General features: G+C 28.5%; 14 protein-coding genes and 1 other annotated feature. Of the genes, 1 reads left to right on the forward strand and 13 read right to left on the reverse strand.

Features of this window, described 5'->3' with window-relative positions; genetic code table 11:
• Positions 1 to 366: 366 nt before the first annotated feature.
• The 4 genes from KQI41_RS12935 to KQI41_RS12950 are packed head-to-tail and all read right to left on the reverse strand — an operon-like array spanning position 367 to position 4,974.
• Positions 367 to 1,278, reverse strand: coding sequence for a bifunctional enoyl-CoA hydratase/phosphate acetyltransferase (locus KQI41_RS12935; protein WP_244971109.1), 912 nt, complete (start codon positions 1,276 to 1,278; stop codon positions 367 to 369).
• Positions 1,279 to 1,303: 25 nt separating this feature from the next.
• The gene (locus KQI41_RS12940; RefSeq protein WP_154439867.1) at positions 1,304 to 2,437 is read right to left on the reverse strand and encodes a tetratricopeptide repeat protein; all 1,134 of its coding nucleotides are present in this window, start codon (positions 2,435 to 2,437) and stop codon (positions 1,304 to 1,306) included.
• 17 nt (positions 2,438 to 2,454) lie between these two features.
• A complete protein-coding gene (locus tag KQI41_RS12945; protein ID WP_216585451.1) occupies positions 2,455 to 3,204 on the reverse strand; it encodes a hypothetical protein in 750 nt (249 codons plus the stop codon).
• Positions 3,205 to 4,974, reverse strand: a complete 1,770-nt coding sequence (locus tag KQI41_RS12950; protein WP_216585452.1) for a B12-binding domain-containing radical SAM protein — start codon at positions 4,972 to 4,974, stop codon at positions 3,205 to 3,207.
• Positions 4,975 to 5,118: 144 nt separating this feature from the next.
• On the opposite strand from KQI41_RS12950, the gene KQI41_RS12955 reads away from it, so the two are divergent.
• Positions 5,119 to 5,313, forward strand: a complete 195-nt coding sequence (locus tag KQI41_RS12955) for a hypothetical protein (RefSeq protein WP_154439864.1) — start codon at positions 5,119 to 5,121, stop codon at positions 5,311 to 5,313.
• A 21-nt stretch (positions 5,314 to 5,334) separates the two neighbouring features.
• Here KQI41_RS12955 and KQI41_RS12960 read toward each other — a convergent pair whose 3' ends face one another.
• The 9 genes from KQI41_RS12960 to KQI41_RS13000 all read right to left on the reverse strand — a co-directional run bounded on the left by KQI41_RS12960 (position 5,335) and on the right by KQI41_RS13000 (position 17,444).
• Positions 5,335 to 6,297: a hypothetical protein gene (locus tag KQI41_RS12960; RefSeq protein ID WP_154439863.1), complete on the reverse strand. Its 963-nt coding sequence runs from the start codon at positions 6,295 to 6,297 to the stop codon at positions 5,335 to 5,337.
• A 5-nt stretch (positions 6,298 to 6,302) separates the two neighbouring features.
• Positions 6,303 to 8,003 (reverse strand): arginine--tRNA ligase, encoded by a 1,701-nt coding sequence (argS, locus tag KQI41_RS12965; protein WP_216585453.1) that lies wholly within the window; start codon positions 8,001 to 8,003, stop codon positions 6,303 to 6,305.
• 77 nt (positions 8,004 to 8,080) lie between these two features.
• Positions 8,081 to 8,280 (reverse strand) — a binding site (T-box leader).
• Between the two features lie 50 nt (positions 8,281 to 8,330).
• Positions 8,331 to 9,593, reverse strand: coding sequence for an MFS transporter (locus KQI41_RS12970; protein ID WP_154439861.1), 1,263 nt, complete (start codon positions 9,591 to 9,593; stop codon positions 8,331 to 8,333).
• Positions 9,594 to 9,698: 105 nt separating this feature from the next.
• A complete protein-coding gene (locus KQI41_RS12975) occupies positions 9,699 to 10,916 on the reverse strand; it encodes a MerR family transcriptional regulator (RefSeq protein ID WP_216585454.1) in 1,218 nt (405 codons plus the stop codon).
• Between the two features lie 31 nt (positions 10,917 to 10,947).
• Positions 10,948 to 11,673: a hypothetical protein gene (locus KQI41_RS12980; RefSeq protein WP_216585455.1), complete on the reverse strand. Its 726-nt coding sequence runs from the start codon at positions 11,671 to 11,673 to the stop codon at positions 10,948 to 10,950.
• Positions 11,664 to 11,999, reverse strand: coding sequence for a hypothetical protein (locus KQI41_RS12985; protein WP_154439859.1), 336 nt, complete (start codon positions 11,997 to 11,999; stop codon positions 11,664 to 11,666). The genes KQI41_RS12980 and KQI41_RS12985 overlap by 10 nt, the downstream gene beginning before the upstream one ends.
• Positions 11,977 to 12,516 carry an RNA polymerase sigma factor gene (locus tag KQI41_RS12990; RefSeq protein WP_216585456.1) on the reverse strand — a complete coding sequence of 180 codons (540 nt, stop codon included), beginning with the start codon at positions 12,514 to 12,516 and terminating at the stop codon, positions 11,977 to 11,979. Before KQI41_RS12990 ends, KQI41_RS12985 begins: the two co-directional genes overlap by 23 nt.
• A 127-nt stretch (positions 12,517 to 12,643) precedes the next feature.
• Positions 12,644 to 15,022: an endonuclease MutS2 gene (locus KQI41_RS12995; protein WP_216585457.1), complete on the reverse strand. Its 2,379-nt coding sequence runs from the start codon at positions 15,020 to 15,022 to the stop codon at positions 12,644 to 12,646.
• Between the two features lie 13 nt (positions 15,023 to 15,035).
• Positions 15,036 to 17,444 carry a U32 family peptidase gene (locus tag KQI41_RS13000; RefSeq protein ID WP_216585458.1) on the reverse strand — a complete coding sequence of 803 codons (2,409 nt, stop codon included), beginning with the start codon at positions 17,442 to 17,444 and terminating at the stop codon, positions 15,036 to 15,038.
• Positions 17,445 to 17,447: the final 3 nt, after the last annotated feature.

A 17,447-nucleotide genomic window follows, 5' to 3' on the forward strand; every position in this document is an offset into this window, starting at 1 on the left:
TTTTCTAGGTTCTCGTTTCCTCTCTCGAGGGAACTTATTCAGTATAGCAAATTTTCCATTTGCTGTCAACTACTTTTTTAAAAAACTTTTTTAAATCATTTGTTGATTTGTGAAGTTTTTCATTGTAGCTGACTTTTACTATCATACTCTTTTTTCCAAGAGTTGTCAACTGTTTTTTAACTTTTTTTAAATCTTTTTTAGATTTATTTGAGTTAATGTCGCAGCCGACTTTTATTATAATACACGGTTTCGAATATAAAGTCAACCCCTTTTTATAAAAAAGTTAAAGACTATGTTAAACATGGTCTTTAACTAAGGTTTATTGTATTCAGTTTTCTAAAAATTATACATATAATTCAAATTTGACTATTCTTTAAAAGCTGCAACGACACTTCCCAATGCAATAGAATATAGTTTTGATTCATGGTCATCTGCTCTCGATACTAATACTATGGGAGCCTTTGCTCCCATCACCACGCCTGCTGACTTTCCTCCAGCAAAATAAGTAATACTTTTTCCTATACCATTACCCATTTCAATATTAGGAACTAAAAGTATGTCAGCATCTCCTGCTACTGGTGATTCATATCCTTTTATTTCTGCCGATAATTTAGATACTGCTAAATCCAATGCCATTGGACCATCTACTATTACCCCCTTTGAAAATTCTCCTTCCATATATTTATTCTTCAACTCACCTGCATCTACTGTTGCTATCATTTTAGGATCTACTTTCTCCTTAGCTGCTAAACAAGCTACTTTAACTTCTTCTCTACCTAATGATTTTATTACTATGGCTGCATTTTCTATGATTTTAACTTTATCCTCTAAGGATGGATGTAAATTCATTCCACCATCTGTTAAGTAAATTAACTTTGAATAATTGGGAATATCATAAGTCATTACATGACTTAATAAAGAATCAGTTCTTAGTCCCCATTCCTTATTTAAAACTGCCTTTAACAATATGGACGTATCTACTAGACCTTTCATTATAAAGTTAGCCTTTCCTCCAGAAACCATTTTAACTCCTATTTCTGCTGCCATACCTAAGTCTTCTTCGTCTATAAATTCATAATTACTTATGTCAAATCCTTTTTCTTTAGCTATCACATTTGTTTTTTCCTTATGTCCAATTAAGATTGGCTCAGCTATACCTAGTTTCTCCGCCTCTACTACTGCACTTAAAACCTCTTCATCATGACAAGCCACTACTGCTAATTTCATTGTCCTTTGAGTTTTGACTTTTAGTAATTCCTCTAGTCTTTTGATTTCCAAATTATATCCCTCCATATTTAATATATTATCTATTCATTAAATCGTCTAATATGTTCTTTTGATTATTCATATTTTCATCATTAGGATTTAATTTAACTGCTTCACTAATATCTTCATATGCTTTTTCTAAATTTCCCAATTGTAAATAACACAGTCCTCTATTAAATAATAGTTTATAATCATTTTGTATATTTTCAATGCCTTCTGTATAAACATCTATTGCATTATCTAAATCCTCTATGGTAAATAAACAGATTCCTAATTCATTGTACACATCAGAGTCCTCTTTATATAAATCTAAGGATTCATAAAAGTAGTCAATGGCTTTTTCAAGCTCTCCTAATCCTTTATAACAAGCTCCTATTAGGTATTTAAGCTCCCACCACTTTTCAAACTTAGGAAGCAGCTTTAAAAATACATCTAACGCTTGTTCAAAATATTCTCGAGATAAATATGATAATCCTGATTCCAATGCCACATCATTCTCTATAAGCTCTATTTCTCCCCTTATTTCTTGAAGCCTTATTTCATCCCTATCTAAGGTTAAATACTTTGTCCATATTAGTTTCGCCTTTAGATATTGATTATTAAATTTGTAATGGTATCCAAGTTTATAATATGCTAAAGGATATTTATCATCTATATCCAATATAGATTCCAATTCTCTAGTGGATTTACTTAAAAATATAGACCCTTCTTTTTCTTGTTCCTTTTCAAAGTATTCCTTGCTTATTTCCTCCAGTGCAAAAGCATAGTTAAAAATACCATTAAGGTTCTTTGAATTTATTAACTTTAATGCTCTAAAACAAATTGCTCCACCTATATGGTCTTTAGCTTCCATTCTTTTAATTCCTTGAAAGAATATATATTCTTCAACTTTTTCATTATATTCCATGATAATCTTTTTATAATCTTGTATATATTTAAACTCAGGGTCTATACCCATTAAATAGACTATTCCATTTATTATATATTCAAGTTTTATTTCCTCTTCTAAATTACCTTCTTTTATTTCATCTATTAATACATCTGTTATTATTGGTAACGGAATATTCTCATTTATAGGATACCCCTTAATATTAATAGTAGTATCTTCCTTCAATTCCATAAATGTAACTCTATTTGCTTGTCTTTTAAAATATTCATTAATAAAATTCATATTATCACCTTCTATTATTAAAACTTATTCATAAACATTCTTTTTCTTCTAGTACTTGTGCTAAGTAACTTATACAAATGTCCTCTATAAATCATAGTAAAGGAAAATATTCCTTGTCCTAGTAAATATCTTATAATTCCTAAGATACCTAAATCTAATCCTAAATTCAAATGTGTAGTAAATATAGTCACAATATTTCCTGTAAGATAATAAATAACTATATAAAATACAACATTAGGTAATAACCAATTTAACCAATTTTCCTTCATAAAATCAATTGAATACATAATACTGTCCATAGGTTCTAATACTTTTAAATATAATGTCTCTGGCAGGGGATTTAATAATATAAATATCGATACTGTTACTACTATATTTAATATATATCCATTAAATCCTAAGATTCCTTGAACAATATTTAATAAGTAACTTCCTATCCATGCGAAGAAAAATACTGTATATACTTTTCTAAGAAAATATTTGAATCCATCTTTAAAATCTTGGAATGTTATTCTATTATAATTAATTACATTATACAAAAGATATAAGTAATTAGATATTAAACTTGCACTTACTATTGCGATTATAACACCTGCAATAATAGAAAGTATTCCACTAAATAAAGTCATTGCTAAACTAAACATAAGCATATTTATAATTATATATGCTATTCCTGTAAAGATTATCATCCAGTTATCCTTCAAACTAACTACTGTTTTCTTTAAGGTTTGTTTATTAATCATTAAAAAATCTTTTAAAATATCCAATTAAATCAACTCCTTTATTATATAAGTTATATCATAGGTTTTACACCTATTTATAACTCCATTCTGATAAATAAATAGTATATATATTTCTTCATTGTCATCTATTGGATTATGACCATTTTCTATGATTTTAAAAATATTCTCTTTAAATCCTTCTATAGACACTTCTTTTATTACCCTTTTAGTTGGTAAATATTTATATTCATCTAAATAATTTTCAATTATTCTTTGATCCTTTAGTATCTCATGGATAATTCTTTGTTCTACATTTCTTCCTAAAGATTCTATATTCTTTGGAACTTGCGCTCCTTTATTGTTTTGTATAAAATCAAATCTTAAAAGTTCGTTAAAGTTCAATACATTAGAATAATTTCTTGTTTTATAGAATTCCATTAATACTTCATATAGTTTGATTCTACTGTTGGATACCTTATGATACTCCTTGTCTTCCCAAAACAAAGAAAAATCCTCATAGAAATCAAAAGGGCTAATATAATGATTGTTAATTATATATTGGAGAGAATGTTCAAAGTATCCTTCATTATAATACTTTTCTACTAAATCCTCTATAACCTTCAGCTTTATAATTTCTCCATATTTTATAAAATCATTTTCTAATATTTCATAAGGAGGGATATCTAAATACTTAAATCCATACTTTTCTTCATCTCTTCTAAGTCCGGACCCTTTTAATAGCTTTAAAAATCCTAATTGTATCTTCTCGGGCTTTATTTCATAAACATCATTAAATGACTTTCTAAAGGAGTCATATCCTTCATAAGGAAGCCCTGCAATAAGGTCTAGGTGCTGATGAATATTTTTATATGATTTTATTTCCTTGGTAATCTTTCTTAACTTTTCAAAATCGGTAATCCTCCCTACTGCTTCTATAGTATCTAAATTAGTAGATTGTACCCCTACTTCAAACTGAAATAGTCCTTCATCTACATTAGATAGGAAGTCTAACATTTCCCTATCCAATAAATGTGCTGTAACTTCAAAGTGAAAGTTAATACCTTTAGGATTTTTATCTATAATAAAATTCATTATTTCCATAGCATAATTTTTATTTGCATTAAATGTTCTATCTACAAATTTTACTTGCTTAACATTGGCATCTATTAGAATCCCTAATTCTTCCTTTATTCTATCTATGGAAAAATACCTAACCCCTTTAATGGTTGAGGAAAGACAAAATTCACAACCAAAAGGGCATCCCCTAGAGGATTCAAAATACACAATTTTATTTCTAAATTCATTTCCTATATTCTTATAGGGAGAGGGGATAGCGTTTAAATCCTTAATTAAAGGTCTCGGAGAATTTATAACTACTCCGTTGTTATTTCTATAAATTAACCCTTTTATATTATCAAACTTCTCACCATTTTTAATCAAAGTTTCCACAAGCTCCTTAAATGTTTCTTCTCCTTCTCCATAGACTATAAAATCAATGGAAGGATTATCTTTTAATATATTTTCTCCATCAAAAGAAACTTCTGGTCCGCCTAAGATAATCTTTATTTCAGGTTTAACTATTTTTAAAATCTCACATATCTCTAAAGTCTCTGTTAAATTCCAAATATAAGTTGAGAAACCTATTATATCTGGATTTTCTTTAAAAATATCCGAAGCTATAAAATCCGTATTCTGATTTATTGTATATTCTTTTATTTCAATTGGAATTAAATCTCTAATATATTCCTTCAAGTATCTAATAGATAAACAAGAATGAATAAACTTAGAATTCAATGTAGTTAATATTATTTTCATTTTTTTCCTCCTCTAATACTAAGTACATTATATCATTAGTTTTTAATCTTATACAGATAATTTAGAAAAACATAGAATAACCATTGAACTTTTGATAAAATTCTTATAGAATATATTGTATAATATGACAAAAGGGGGAGAATCATGAGGGATTTCGACAAGATTTCAATACAAGAAATGTCTAAAGATGATATGCTTCTAATTATTGAGGCTTTAGAATATACAGGTAAAAACACTAAAATAGATGATTTCATCAGTTTAAAAGATAGTATTGTTGAGGAATTAAGCTTCTTAGTAGAAATGGATGAAAAGGATTTTTTAGAACATATAAAAAAATAGACTCTCATAAATTTGAGAGCCTTATTTTTTAAATAAATACATACCTGTTCTAGTTTGAATTAAGGAAGTTAAAACATTGTTTTTTACTTCTTTTTTTATTACTTTAGCTTCTTTAAGCAAAGAATGAAAAAATATTTCCCCTTCTTTTTGGTCAAAAATATCTGGTAATATATATTTTTCTATTTTAAGCTGTTCTGGATCAATTCTAGATTTCCTTAAATTTATAATATAATCTCCAAGGTTTATATAGAATTTAGGAAGATTGTATTCAATATCTAAATCATATATAAATCCACAAAATATTTCACCAATCATAGTCTGTGGTTCTTTTTTATCTAATACATTTAGTAAATCAATTAAATTAGAATATCTATTATTTTTAATTCCATTGAGTATATTTAACAGATGAATCTTTTCTCTTTCAAATTCAACACTAAAATTACCTTTATAATCTTTAATATTTGCTCTATAATATTTTTCATATTTTTTCATATAATCAGCTTGAGAGAATCCTATTACAACTTCTTTTAATGTATCTAATAAATTGTTGTTAGATTTATTAAAAGCTGTTTCATGTAATAAAGAGCTTATGGCTAACCATTGGAAAAGTGTCGTTAAGTTTCCAGTTGTAAATAGTATGTTTTTTATGATTTCCTCTTGAATCACTTCATAGTTTTGATTTGCAAGGATTATTGGAATTATTCTGCTTAAAATTGAGTTATCTTCTTCTTCCCAATATGCAACAGAATTTATTTTTCCTTCTGCATTTAATAAAGAAGAATTCCCTCCATTTCTATAACTTAGCCATAGTCTAAATTCCTCTACAAATCTTTTATAGTCAATTCTTACTGCCACTTCTTCTTTCATAGGAATTAATGATTTTATTGTTATTACTCCTAATTGGGATAAGTATGTGTAAGAGTTATTTTTCGTATAATCATATAGAAATAGATTTAGCAAAAGTCTTTCTAATTTTTTTTCCATTCTATCTACATTCTTTCTGGTGCTTCCATACCTAATAGCTCTAATCCAGTTTTTATTACAGTTTTAGCTCCAAAAGATAGCATAAGTCTTGCTTTTTTTAGCTCTATATCATCTGTAATTATAGGACATGAATTGTAAAACTTATTATAAGCTTTCGCTATTTCAACTATATGTCTTGTAATGAAATATGGCTCATTTTTTTCCATTGAATCTACTACTATCTTAGGGAAATCATATAATAACCTTGTTATATTTATTTCCTCCTCTGTATTTAAAAGATTATAATTCACATTGTCTTCTATATTAAACTTTCCTCTTTCAAGTAGAGAACTTATTCTTGCATGAGTATATTGAACATAAGGTCCCGTTTCACCTTCAAAGCTTAATGTTCTATCCCATGAGAATACATAGTCTTTAATTCTTTGATTAAACAGTTCTTGAAATACTACTGCACCAATCCCTACTTGTTTTGCGACTTCTTCCTTGTTTTCTAAATTTGGGTTTCTTTCATTTATTATATTTAAAGTATTTTTAACTGCAGTATTTAGTACATCCTCTAAGAATACTACTCTACCTTTTCTAGTGGATAAAGTTCCATCCTCTAAACTAACCATGCCAAACGGTATATGAACACAATCATTTGCCCACTCATACCCCATCAATTCTATTACCTTCATCCACGCTTTAAAATGAAGATTTTGCTGAGAAGCTACTACATATATATTTTTATAAAAATCGTAGTTTTTCTTTCTATAAAATGCAGCTGCTATATCTCTTGTAGTATATAATGTAGAACCATCAGATTTCATTATAAGTGCTGGTGGCATTCCATGTTCCTCTAAATCCACTAGAAATGCACCATCTGATTCCTTCAGTAAATTCTTTTCTTTTAATTCCTCAATAACTGCTGGCATTTTATCTGAATAGAAGGATTCCCCTGCATAGGAGTCAAACTTAATGTTTAACATATCATATACTTTATTGAACTCCTTTAAGGATATTTCTCTAATCCATTGCCATAATTCTACAGCTTCTTTATTTCCATCTTCTAATTCCTTAAACCAGTATCTAGCTTCATTTCTTAGTTCTTCATGTTCTTCTGCTTCTGCATTAAATCTAACATATAGCTTTAATAACTCATTTATAGGATCAGATTCTATTACTGCTTTATCCCCCCATTTTTTATAGGCAGAAATTAACATACCAAATTGAGTTCCATAATCTCCTAAATGATTAATTGCAATTGTATCAAATCCTAAAAAAGTATATATTTTATACAATGAATTTCCTATAACTGTTGTTCTAATATGACCTATGTGGAAAGGTTTTGCGATATTAGGTGATGAGTATTCTACTATTACTGTTTTTCCATTACCCATATCTGATGAACCATACTTAGCTTGTTTTCCTTTTACTTCATTTAAAGTAACTTCTGTAAGTTTACCTTTATTTATAAAGAAGTTAAGATAAGGGCCTTTGTTTTCTATTCTTTCAAAATATTCATTATCTCCAAATTTAGGCGCTAACTCTTCTGCTATCATTGGTGGTGCTTTTTTAAAAGCCTTGGCTAATCTAAATACTGGAAAAGCATAATCACCCATATCATAAGATGGTGGCACTTCTATTAAGGCAGATATTTCTTCCTCTGTCAGTACATCTACTTCTGATTTAATTAATTTTACAACTTTTTCTTTAAAATTTAACATCTTTTTAACCTCCTCTTATTTAATTCACAATTATCTTGATTTATAAAAAATAAAAATCGGGTCAATTCTCATCTCTAATAAGAGACGAGAGCTAACCCGTGATACCACTCTTGTTGGCAAATGCCCACTCGAAATTTTAACGCTACTAGCGTAATATCTTACTTTTTTCAGATATATTCTCATGAGTTCTTTTCAAATATTTCCTAACACTGGCTTTCACCATCCCAGTTCGCTTTTGCTAGTTTAAATATCTTACTCTCTCAATCTACGAATTATATACAATTATTAATATATAATATACAATACTCCTTATAAAAATACAAGTAATTATTTAATTTCTTCATTTACATTTAAAAACATTGTTTTTTTACTATTTAAGGATAAAAAATTAGTCAGAAACAGTAATATTCCTCCTACAGTTGTTATGAAATATATTGGGATTCTATTTAATAAATATCCAGATAAGATTAGACCAATGGGCAGAATGATTTTTACCGTACTCATCACTATACTTAGAACTCTTCCCCTATATTCATCTGGTATCATTTTTTGCAGCATATACATAATTGGTATATCTATAAAAGATATAGTAGCTCCAAATATAAATACTACCCCACAATAGTATAAAGTATATATCATAGGAGTAAATGCCATATTCTTAAATAGTATGGGAATACCTAATAAGATTGTGCATATACCTAATGTAAAACTAGAAAACATTAAAACTTTTTTATATGCAGTCTTTTTCATTATCCTTTTAATCAGTAATGCACCAATTATCATCCCTACTGGAAATCCACTTTGAATTATGCCTAGACTTTTAGATCCGAGCATCAATACATTATTAATTATATAAGGTAAAGGTACAGTAACTGATAGCCCCATAAAAAAGTTTATACTAATAAACACAGTAAAAATTCCTATAATATCTTTTCTCTCCATAATATATTCGAAGCCCTTTTTCATATCTTTTACAAAATCAATATTATTTTCATTTTTCTTATCCTCTTGGTAGTTATATCTAAAATCTATAAACATTTCGGATACTCCTGAAATTATATAGAATATTCCACAGAGTAAAATAAAATATCTAATATCAATAAAAGCAAATATCAATCCTCCAACCATTGGACCCAATATTGAAGATATGGAGTCTATTATTTTACTAATTGAATTAATATTCATTAACATATCTTTTGATACTATATTAGGGATTGCAGCCTCCATAGATATACCAAATATAGTACTGAAAATCGTAGTAATAAATGTACTCACATATATCATAGGCAAACTTAGTCCATGTATACAACTAATTATATATATTAGCATTAAAAATATTCCATTTAATATATCCATCATAACAACTATCTTCTTTTTATCAAATTTATCTGCTAAAACCCCAGCAAATGGATTGATAATTAGCATAGGTATACTACTGACTATTAGACTTAAAGCAAAATTTAATCCTGAACCTGTAATTTCTAATACATAAAGACCTATTGCAAAAGAATAAATAGATGCACCAAAAATAGATACAAATTTACCTAAAGAAAATAATATAAAATTTAGTCTTTCTTTTTTGTTTTTCATATTGACCCCTCCTATTAACTACATTTTAAATAGTAGTCTTTAGGCAACGTCAATATATATAATAAATATTTTTGAGTATATAACTGATCAAGTATGGTGTTAACCCTATCTTTTCCCGTAATATAAATAAGAATATACTTCTTCTCCTTTTACGAAATAATCTTCATATTTACCGCCTTTATCCAATGGTGCTGATACATTTTCATAAATAGGTTTATAGTGTAGGTTATTTATATTTTCTTGTATATTATTTAAAATGAAACTTTTTCTATATTCTTCGGCTATTTTACTATTTATACTAAAGTTTTTAAACATTATATATGTTCCAATTAACCATGCAGATGCTTTAATATATTTATCAATTTCCTTTAATAAAAACTCTTCATTTAAAAAACCATAGTTGCTACTTCCTGTAAAATCCACAAGAACATCAATAGATTTATCTTCTATGGGAATTTCACTAAAATCTGTGCAGATAAAAATTATGTTCTTATTGCAATTCATAAGTTCTAACATGTTTTTTAAAAATTTATGTCTTTCTAAATCATTATCTACAGCTATATAAATAGCATCATCAGGTAATTCATTATATATATGTCTTAGGAAAAAACCACTTCCCGATCCTAATTCTAATATCATTTTATTTTTAAACTCGTCAAATTCTATTTTCTTATGAATTAACTCTAAGTTCCTATATACTTTATCTAAGTACTCTATATCAGTTAAACTTATATATTCCACTATATAATTAAAATCAAAATTTACTCCATGACCTTTAGATTGCTGATTAATTACTAATATTCCATCTTCAATTATATATTCTAATCCACAGCTACATCTTAGAACACCATCAATTATTTTATTATTATCCACATTTCCTTTTGAAAGTACTAAATTACTATTACATTTTAAACATTTAAATATATTTAAATGTTTAAAATCAATTCCAATTTTATTCTTTGGATTTATATTAAGACTTTCTAGCTCTTGTATTTTGTATTTAAGTTTTTTTCTAACTTCTCTAAGATTCTCTATTTCTTTTCCAACACTAATGTATTTGTTTTCAAAAAAAGCTTTATAATATTGATTTTGTTCATAGGGTGTAAGATTTCCTAATCGCCTAAAGATAAATATGGATTTAATTTCATTTAATGTAAATCCCATGGTCTTTAAATTTAAAACTTCATCTAAATCTAATTTACATCTAGAATCAAAATAATATTGTCCTCCTTGCATTTCTGGTATAATCAATCCCAACTCCATATAATGTCTAACAGTGTCAATGGTAAGATTGTTACTTTCAGCAAATTTTCCTATTCTCACTAATTCACCACCTATTAATAATTTATCACACTTATTCCCAATACGATTCAAACTTTACATTCTTTGCATTATTTCCAATTAAATAAAGCTGAACTTTCCCCTCTTTAAATATAGATAAATCCAATTCATAACTATCATTTTTAGGCCATAAATCTATAGTCTTTTCTATTTCTCCTTGTATTAACTTTAGTGAAAGTTCGCCTTCCTCACATTCAGATTCAATATAGAGTGTTTTTGGACTATTATCTTTTATGTTTATTTTACGAGTAAATTCCTTAGTAGAATAAATATACGATATATTCCACTTATCTCCTATATTGTTTTCTATTGAACCTATTGATATTCCACCATTAAATTTTAAGCTATCATCTCTAAATAACATTATAACAAATCCCATGAAAATTATAATAACTATAGTAAAATAGATTATAAATCCTATTATAAGCCTCTTAGAGCTACTTTCCCTGTAATATCTTAGATCTTCCTTAAATTCACTTCCACAATTCATGCAATAATGGGATGATGCTGGTACTGTGCTACTACATTTATTGCATTTGATTGCTTCATATCTACGAGCTACTAGAAAATAAATTATTAAACCCATTAAGTTGGGAACTAATAATACTATTGTAGTCCATAGACCTGCATCTAAATTCCTTTTTTTTGCATCCTTATATGTCCATGTCCCCAACAGGATAAATATCACACCAATAAATAATATCAATATTCCAAACAGTATTAACATATTCATAAACAAATCACAGCCCCTTTCTTAAGTTCAAAGTATTTAACTCCTATAGCTGTCAATACTATGCTAAATATCATAGTTAATAGCAAAAACATTAAAACTCCTAACTGCAAAATTCCGTATGGAATAAAAATAAAAGCTATTGTCGATGCTACCATAGTCATAAATATGGAAATAACCATAGGAAGCCACCAGATAGATAAAGATTTTTCTTTGGAAGACTGAGTCTTTAATTTTTTCTTCAATTCTTGATTTAATCTTTCATCAACCTTAACAGATGGTGAAAGTGATATTTTGAGCAACATATCAATCTCATCCCTGTCTATATCTTTCATATCCCTTCACCTCCAATTCACTTTTTATAATTAATCTAGCTTTATATAGACGACTCTTAATTGTTCCTTGAGGTACTTTTAAAGCCGTAGAAATCTCTGCTATAGACATATCTCCATTATAATACATAATAATAGGTATCCTAAACTTATCATTTAATTTAAAAACTATGGTATTAACTTCATCTGTTAATTCATTTGAGATAATTATATCTTCTATACTAATACTATCAGTGGATGTATTTAACCAGTCCTCCTCTTCCATCCCAACAATTGGTGCGATCCTGTAGTGACGTGCTTTCTTACAAGTGCTGTTTTTCCATATACTTACAGCAAGAGAAATCAAGAATCCCTTGGGATTATTGTTTATATCTATCTTTTCTTTTATTTCTAATGCTCTTAGGAAAGTTTGCTGATATAGATCATCTGCGTCAGCCTTATTCATTGTAAGCCGCCGACAAAATCCATAAATAACATTCCCATATAAATCAATTAATTTTTCCATATCACATATGTCCATTGGCATCACCCCCTCATATTGTTATCGTCGCCAGATAGAAATCGGTTCATTTTTTTCTCGACTATTCATAAATTAAAAAGAGATATTTATCTTTACCACGATAAATATCTCTTTTGTTTTTATTTATTTATTTAATTTCCACTACAGTAACTCCAGTTCCACCTTCATTATAATTTCCTATTCTTGAAGTCTTTACATGTCTATGGCTTCTTAGATAGGTTTTTATACCATCTCTCAATACTCCAGTACCTTTTCCATGGATTATATGAATCTGCTTTAATCCTGCAATATATGCGTCATCTAAATATTTGTCTAATTCAAGGAAAGCTTCATCAAGATTTTGTCCCCGTAAATCTATTTCTGTTTTTATATCCTTAGATTTTGAACCCATAATTTTTTTAGTACTATTATGGATTTTCTCTTCTTCTTGAGATATTGCTCTTTTAAGAGTTGATATGTGGGATGTTATTTTCATTATACCTACTTGAATTTTTACATTTCCATTATCATCAGGCTCTTCTACAACTGTACCCTTCTGGTTAAATGTAAGTACTTCTACAGTTTCTCCAACCTTTAGATTCTTTGGTGGCTTATTAGACTTTACATTTAATATATTTTTAGATACTTCTCCCTCTGCCTTATTCAATTTAGACTTTAGTTTCTCTTGAACTTCTTGGATTTTTCTAGCTCTATCCTTTTCTATTTCTAAAGATATATCTTTTAATTCTCCCACTATGGAATCTGCTTCTTCTTTTGCTCCTCTAAGTACTTGTCTGGCTTCTTCCCTAGCTTTAGTTAAAATTTTATCTCTCATTTCCTTTGTCTTATCTCTTTCTACAGCTAAATCTTCTTTTAATTTTTCTACTTCTAATCTATATCTTTCTGCTTCTTGTCTATTGGCTTCAATGGCTAATCTATCTTTTTCCATGGCTTGAAGTACATCTTCAAACTCTATATTTTCCTTTGAAATAAGATCTTTAGCATAATCTATTATATTATCCTTTAGTCCCAGTCTTTTAGATATTTCAAAGGCATTTGATTTACCAGGAACTCCTATAAGCAGTCTATAAGTAGGACTTAGAGTTTCTACATCAAATTCTACTGAGGCATTTCTTACTCCTTCTGTAGTTAAAGCATATAATTTTAACTGACTATAGTGGGTTGTAGCAATAGTCCTTACATTTAGTTTAAGTAATTTATCTAAGATAGACATGGCTAAAGCTGCCCCTTCTGTCGGGTCTGTTCCCGCACCAAGCTCATCAAATAATATTAAACTATTATATTCTACCTTATCAAGTATATCTACTATATTTACCATGTGTGATGAGAAAGTAGATAGAGACTGTTCTATACTTTGTTCATCTCCAATATCTGCAAATACTTGATTGAATACTGCTATTTCTGAATTAAAATCTGCTGGAATATGAAGCCCGGACTGAGCCATTAAAGTAAGAAGTCCAACAGTTTTCAATGTAACAGTTTTACCGCCAGTATTTGGTCCTGTTATTATAAGAGAATTAAATTCTTTTCCTAGATACACATCTATTGGTACTATTTTAGCCACATTAAGCAAAGGATGTCGTCCTTTTCTTATATTTATATAACCATCTTTATTTAAAATAGGTCTTGTAGCCTTCATATCTAAGGCAAGTTTGCCCTTGGCAAAAATAAAATCTAATTCTTGAAGAATTTTTTGGTTATTTCCAATTCCTTCTGATTCTTCTGCTACTAAATTGGAAAGTTCTCTTAATATCCTTTCTATCTCTTCTCTTTCCTTTAATTCTAGCTCTCTAAGTTCATTATTTAACTGAACTACAGCCATAGGCTCTACAAACAAAGTAGCTCCACTTCCACTCATATCATGGACTAATCCTGGAACATTTCCCCTATTTTCAGCCTTAACTGGTATTACATATCTACCTTCCCTGATAGTTACAATACTATCCTGTAAATATTTTTTATTGTCCTGTGAGCTTATTATGGAACTTAATTTATCTTTTACAGCATCGTTTTTACTTATTATTTGCCTTCTGATACTTCTAAGTGTGGAACTAGCATTATCAGATATGTCATTTTCAGAAACAATAGCATTATTTATTTCATCTTCAATATGTTTAAATACCCTTAGATCTTCTACTAGTCTCTCAATAATGGGATAGTTAGAAACCTTATCTTCTTTTGTTTCTTTTATATAGTTTTTTAATCCTCTAGATACTCTCAAAGAATCAGACACCTTTAATAATCCACTTGGGCTAAGAGAACCACCTATTTCTGCCCTCTTTACCTCTGGTGCTATACTGTGTATCCCATAAAGTGGTGGTGTACCTCTTTTAATCAATAAAGACTGTGCCTCTTCTGTCTCTCTTTGTAAATATTCTATATCCTGTAACTCAGTTAATGGTTCTATTTCTTTTACTCTATCTTTTCCTAAGGTAGATTCTGCCTTTTCAAGGAGTAAATCTATAACTTTGTTAAACTCTAATGTTTTTAAGGTTCTTTTATTCATTTTATCACCTCTATTACATAACACCTCTAAAATAATGACCATTTGTTATGCTTTTATTTTCTTTAAATCTATCTAAAAATTCTTTTGCTTCTCTTTCATCTATATTATTATTAGCATAATCATAAAAATTACTTTGAATTTCTTTTATTCCTTTTTCTTCAATAGTAAAATCTAATCTAGCCATGGACACACCACTATTATATATTTGTTTTAGACTATCTATTACAAGTAGTGCTACAGAATTGTAAATATTTGAATATCCATCTTTTCTATCCATATAAAAAGTAACATTCATTCTATCCTTTATTCCATAACCCTTAGAGAAATTACAGTTCTTACAGCTTTTGTCGTCTTTACATCCTTTTACTAAAGACATTGGACAATGTTTAGTTACCATAACTGGTAAATAACCATAGACTATAGCTTCTGTAAAGGCATCTGAATGTTCTGCTATTTTTCTAATTTGATTTAGAGTTAATTCAGGAGAAAATGTTGTACTTTTAAGCCCTTTTTCCTTTAGGTAATTTAAAGTAAAGCTATTGAATATATTTAATCCAATATCTCCATGAATCTTTAAATCAAATCTATCTTTTATATATTTTAATGTACCTAAGTTAGATACAGATACTCCGTCTATTTCTTCTTTTATAGGCTCTATTATTTTAGAAATATTATCTAAGTCTTTTCTATATAATATCTTGTCTGTCCAAAAGTATATTTCTTTATTATGGCTTTTAGCCTTAAAAATAGCCTTGTCTAGTTTATCATAAAAACCTAAATAAACCCTATCTAACTTGTCTAAATCCAGCTGATTAAATTGCTCTATATTACTAACTTTTACACTAATCTTATTGTCTATTTCTTTATCTAATTTTTTATATGAAAAAAAAGCTTTCTTCTTTTTACTATATATTTGTCTGTCTATGGGATTTCTCTTATGTGAATTTTTTAGTATTTTATCTAATTTCTCTATGGCTTCTCTTCTCAATGAGTTTAAAGATGATACAGGCAAATAAGCCTTTTCATCTAAATTAATATTTAAATTATCTAAGATATAAATAGAGTCTCCAAGTTTTGATAATTGTTCTCTTATTTTATCTTCTGTTAAAGGTACTTTTTGAGATATTTCTACTTCATTTTCACCCTCTATGGTAATTAGGTTTTCTCTATACATAAGAATAAGTTTTGGCTTCATTCCTATGTTTATATTTATTTCCATATTTATAGGTCTTTTTATATTTTCAAACTTATAGCTTAACTTAGCTTGTTCAAGAAGATTTACACTTGAAGTCTTATATACTAATGAGTCTTTAAGTATAAAGCCTGGTTTCTCTAAGTTCATGGTAGTTCCTTTTTTACCATTAAAGGGAGCTATCATTCCTTTATACTCTCCATTGGCACTTTCAAACTCTAATCCATCTCCTGCATCTACATCTTCATTCAATAATACATATACCTTATATTTATCTGCCTTAGTTACCTTACCTACTAATATTCCCCTATTATCTGGTCTTTCCATAGAAGAAAAGTTCCTTCCAAAATCTCCAAACATAAGCCCTTTAGTAAATCCCCTATTGAATATTTGCTCTACATCTTTTTTATCTTCTGAACTTAATACTCCTTCATCTAAAGCTTTTCTATAATTTTTAACCACTGTTGCAACATATTCTGGTCTTTTCATTCTACCCTCTATTTTCAGAGAGATAATTCCAGACTCTACTATTTCTTGTATTTCTTCAAGAGTATTTAAGTCTCTTGTACTTAATATATGTTTTTTATTCCAATCCTTTATTAAATTTCCATCCTTATCTACTATGGAAGATGGCATTCTACATGGTTGCGCACACTTTCCTCTATTACCACTTCTACCACCTATCATACTACTCATTAAACATTGTCCAGAGTATGAAACGCAAAGAGCCCCATGTATAAAGGCTTCTAATTCAATGGGGGTATTTTTATGGATATATTTAATTTCATCAATAGGAACTTCACGGGCGATAACCACTCTAGTAAGTCCCATATCATGTACAAACTCTGCTCCCTGTAAATTATTTATTGTCATCTGTGTGCTTCCATGAACCTCTAAGTCTGGAAAGAAATCTCTTATGGTCTTGGCAAGACCAAGGTCTTGAACAATTATACCATCTATATCAATTTCATAGAGAAATTTAATATAGTCTATTACATCCTCCATCTCAGAATCATCTACTAAAATATTAGCCGTAATATATACCTTCACATTTCTCAAATGTGCATAATTAACGGCCTCTTTTAATTCATCATAATCAAAATTAGAGGCATATTGTCTAGCATTAAAGAGTTTTCCTCCTAAATAAACTGCATTTGCTCCATTTTGAATGGCTGCATGAAGGGATTCCATGGTACCAACTGGAGCCAATAATTCAATATTATTATTCACCTA

Source organism: Tissierella pigra, from assembly GCF_018917845.1.
Lineage (GTDB): Bacteria > Bacillota > Clostridia > Tissierellales > Tissierellaceae > Tissierella > Tissierella pigra.

What these genes read in the sequence shown, in the direction of transcription:
- KQI41_RS12940 (WP_154439867.1), bottom strand. Translation starts at nt 2,437, where the DNA reads ATGAATTTTATTAATGAATATTTTAAAAGACAAGCAAATAGAGTTACA.
- KQI41_RS12960 (WP_154439863.1), bottom strand. Translation starts at nt 6,297, where the DNA reads ATGGAAAAAAAATTAGAAAGACTTTTGCTAAATCTATTTCTATATGAT.
- argS (WP_216585453.1), bottom strand. Translation starts at nt 8,003, where the DNA reads ATGTTAAATTTTAAAGAAAAAGTTGTAAAATTAATTAAATCAGAAGTA.
- KQI41_RS12990 (WP_216585456.1), bottom strand. Translation starts at nt 12,516, where the DNA reads ATGGACATATGTGATATGGAAAAATTAATTGATTTATATGGGAATGTT.
- KQI41_RS12995 (WP_216585457.1), bottom strand. Translation starts at nt 15,022, where the DNA reads ATGAATAAAAGAACCTTAAAAACATTAGAGTTTAACAAAGTTATAGAT.
- KQI41_RS12985 (WP_154439859.1), bottom strand. Translation starts at nt 11,999, where the DNA reads ATGAAAGATATAGACAGGGATGAGATTGATATGTTGCTCAAAATATCA.
- KQI41_RS12970 (WP_154439861.1), bottom strand. Translation starts at nt 9,593, where the DNA reads ATGAAAAACAAAAAAGAAAGACTAAATTTTATATTATTTTCTTTAGGT.
- KQI41_RS12955 (WP_154439864.1), top strand. Translation starts at nt 5,119, where the DNA reads ATGAGGGATTTCGACAAGATTTCAATACAAGAAATGTCTAAAGATGAT.
- KQI41_RS12950 (WP_216585452.1), bottom strand. Translation starts at nt 4,974, where the DNA reads ATGAAAATAATATTAACTACATTGAATTCTAAGTTTATTCATTCTTGT.